The following is a 2334-nucleotide window of genomic DNA, read 5'->3' as shown; positions in this document are numbered from 1 at the left end:
TCGGGCGAGAGAAAACCACCGCCCAGCCCGAAGGCCTGCTGCGCGCGCATCAGCCACGCCTCGATCAGCGCCCGCGCCAGCATTATCAAGGCAAGCACCACATACATGATGCCGATTTTCTTATGATCGGGACTGGTCAACCAGTCCGACCAAAGCACACGCCACAACCTGTATTTCGTCAGCAGAACGACAAGGGCGAGGGCACCGGCAACGACCAGCAAGGCCGCGAAAGTGGCGATGCAACCGTTGATGATATTGGCTTTTGTAGGGTGTTGCAGCATGTCCCAGAACGGCATCGCCTTCAGGCTCAATCGTCCCAAGAGCAGGGTTGTGACGGGCGTGTCCAGGCTCATTGCCGTCCCTCCGGCGCCGGTCCTGTGGTTTTCCCAGCCTTCGGAATCGTAGCCCCCGCGGCGGCAAACGCTTCGGGCGGCAGGGTGACACTGCCTTGCATCGTGGCGGTCACCACCGCATCGAACAACCCGTCGCCCGCGATTTGGAAATACAGACTACCGCCCATCGACCTTGCGCCGGGCAAGGCTGCGATCAATTCCTGTCGGCTGCCGCGTTGCGAGACCAGCTTCAGGGTATCGGCATCCAGCGGCAGGCCGTGCGTGCGCGCATTGATGACCCACGCCTCAAAATCATCCGGCACCATCGCCTGCGCCTTGAATTTTTGTTGGTGAAAACCATCACCATTGTACATGGTGTTTTCGCCCAGAGAGGTTCCGGCCTTGTCAGCGCGAAGGTTAAGTTGCGAAACCATGCCACCCATTGCGTAAATCTGGCTGCCAAGTGCGGGAATGAACAGCGATTGCATCACCGTGGCGGAGGTGATTTTCATACTCACGGCGCGCCCCTCCGGTATGGCAAGTGTCCCGATGCTGGCGATCCCCTGATCGGGATAAATGAACAGCCATTTCCAATCATATCCGATTACTTGCACGCGCAGCGGTGTCTGATCCGAGGCGAGCGGTCTGTAGGGGTCAAGCCGCGCAGTATCTCGCCAGACGAAAAACGACAGCACGAGAACGATTGCAATCGGGCCGCTCCAGGACATGATCTCCAGAAATCGCGAATATTCCCATTTCGGCGTGTATTTCGGTCGTTCATTGCCATAGCGATAGCGCCACGCAAAGATAGGCAGCAGGAGAAAGATCGGACCGGCCACGAGCACGGCCATAATTCCCAGCACTTCGTAAAAGTGCCACCTTTGCACATCCGCGACCGGACCTTGCGGATCAAGAAAGGTCATATGAATGTTGCTGTCACAGGCCGAGAGCAGCAACACGGCACCGGAAACGAGAATCCAGAGAAACCGCCGCGACATTCGGGAAGGTTTGTTGGGACTGTCCAAGTTTTCCACCTACGCTCGTTCCCCGAACCTACACGTTCACACGCGTCCCCCGCGCAAACACTTCCTCTCTGGGAACGCTTGAAGCGCAGTTTTGGTTCCAGATCAGCCCCGTGTGCGCATTTCGATCATCATCAATGCAAGGCCCTTGTCGATACCAAAACACTTCGCTGAGAGCCAACCTGACGGGCTATCTCCGCAAAGTGACCGGTTGAAGGGACGCAGAAAGTGAGCGTTGCCTGAAACTTCCAGGTAAGTCGAAATCATTCATCGCCTCACAGCCGCATGTGCGGGGCACGCTTATCTTCTCGGCACGAATGGATACCCAGATGCGTCGCGTCAAAATCGAAACACATTAGATGCCGCCATACCAATCGTAAAAGCCTACGTCTTCCCAGTAGCCGCCTTTTCCACGCCCAATTCCGTCAAGACTGGCCACGGCTTCGATTTGCATGATGAACTTGGCATGTTTGTAGCCGAGCTGCCGTTCGACCCTCAATCTGATCGGCGCGCCATGTCCTGTCGGCAAGTCGCCGCCATTCATGCCATACGCCAAAATGGTCTGAGGATGGAATGCGTCTATCAGATCGATACTCTCATAATAGGGTGTTGGCGTCAGTCCGCCAAAACTGTCAGCACAATGAAAAACAATGTACCTCGCCTCTGGCCTCAACTGAACCTCATCAAGAATTACCTGCAGCGGCACGCCGGTCCAGCCGCCGATGGCACTCCATCCTTCGACGCAATCATGGCGGGTAATCTGGCTTCGGGCTGGCAGGGACTTCAGATCGGCCAGCGAATAGGCTTTGGGAGCCTTAACAATACCGCCAACCTGCAATTTCCAATTGGCGAAGCCTTCTGCGGCATGTCGATGATACTCCGGTGTGCTTGGATCGGTGTTGCCGTTGGTCCTGAAGTCCGGTGACCGGTCAGATTCGGCATATTCGCGCGCAAGGGCATTGGAACCGATCATCCGCTGC

At 56.5% G+C, this 2334-nt stretch carries 2 protein-coding genes and 1 pseudogene; all 3 read right to left on the bottom strand.

The window, feature by feature from the left end; translation table 11 throughout:
* A pseudogene (locus L0H65_RS18495) lies at positions 1 to 353 on the bottom strand (cytochrome ubiquinol oxidase subunit I); the annotation flags it as partial.
* The gene (locus tag L0H65_RS18490) at positions 350 to 1366 is read right to left on the bottom strand and encodes a cytochrome ubiquinol oxidase subunit II (protein ID WP_301460672.1); all 1017 of its coding nucleotides are present in this window, start codon (positions 1364 to 1366) and stop codon (positions 350 to 352) included. The pseudogene L0H65_RS18495 and the gene L0H65_RS18490, both read right to left, overlap by 4 nt.
* A gap of 343 nt (positions 1367 to 1709) precedes the next feature.
* Positions 1710 to 2327 (bottom strand): molybdopterin-dependent oxidoreductase, encoded by a 618-nt coding sequence (locus L0H65_RS18485; protein WP_301460671.1) that lies wholly within the window; start codon positions 2325 to 2327, stop codon positions 1710 to 1712.
* Positions 2328 to 2334: the final 7 nt, after the last annotated feature.

It is taken from the genome of Pseudorhodobacter sp. (assembly GCF_030452865.1).
Lineage (GTDB): Bacteria > Pseudomonadota > Alphaproteobacteria > Rhodobacterales > Rhodobacteraceae > Pseudorhodobacter.
Note: the sequence above shows the minus strand (reverse complement) of the source record. Positions and strands in the feature narration are given on the sequence as shown.

Excerpts from the sequence above, each read along its gene's own strand:
- L0H65_RS18485 (WP_301460671.1), bottom strand. The coding sequence starts at position 2,327 with ATGATCGGTTCCAATGCCCTTGCGCGCGAATATGCCGAATCTGACCGG.